This is a genomic window from Streptomyces mutomycini (genome assembly GCF_001700505.1).
Lineage (GTDB): Bacteria > Actinomycetota > Actinomycetes > Streptomycetales > Streptomycetaceae > Streptomyces > Streptomyces mutomycini.
The window spans coordinates 1-609 of record NZ_MAPV01000388.1; the positions used below are offsets into that span (position 1 = coordinate 1).

Annotated in this window: 1 protein-coding gene and 1 pseudogene; both read right to left on the reverse strand. The window is 68.8% G+C overall.

The window, feature by feature from the left end; genetic code table 11:
* A pseudogene (locus tag BFF76_RS30610) lies at window positions 1-242 on the reverse strand (adenosine deaminase); the annotation flags it as partial.
* Between the two features lie 10 nt (window positions 243-252).
* On the reverse strand, window positions 253-609 hold a 357-nt coding region (locus BFF76_RS30615), incomplete at its 5' end, for an MBL fold metallo-hydrolase (RefSeq protein WP_244167391.1).

Consider the following 609-nt stretch of genomic DNA (forward strand, 5'->3'; position numbering starts at 1 on the left):
GCGGCGCGGGCGAGGTAGGCGTCGGCCAGTTCGGCGAAGTCGTCCTCGGTGCGCAGCACCGCCATGAGGGAGTAGTACAGGTCGAGGAAGCTCTGCAGGTCGTCGAAGAGGTAGGCGGTGCGCAGCTCTTCGGTGTCCGCGTAGGGCAGGTCCACGCCGTTGCGTGCGGCGAGTGCGAAGGCCAGCTCGGGTTCGAGGGTTCCTTCGATGTGGAGGTGGAGTTCGGCCTTGGGGAGGTGCACGGGGTTCTCGTTACGTGTGGCGGGTGGGGACCGGGACCCTGATCAGGTCCTGGGCGATGGTCAGTTCGCCTTCGAAGCCGGCTGCCCTGGCCTGGCGCTCGAAGGCGTCGGGGTCGGTGTAGCGCTGGGAGAAGTGTGTCAGCACCAGGTGCCGCACGCCCGACTCCTTCGCCACCCGGGCCGCCTGGCCGGCGGTGAGGTGGCCGTGGTCGGCGGCGAGCCGGCTGTCCTCGTCGAGGAACGTCGACTCGATGACCAGCATGTCGCATTCCTCGGCGAGGGCGAACGCGCCGTCGCACAGCCGGGTGTCCATGACGAACGCGAAGCGCTGTCCGCGTCGGGTCGTGGAGACCTCTTCCAGCGGGAT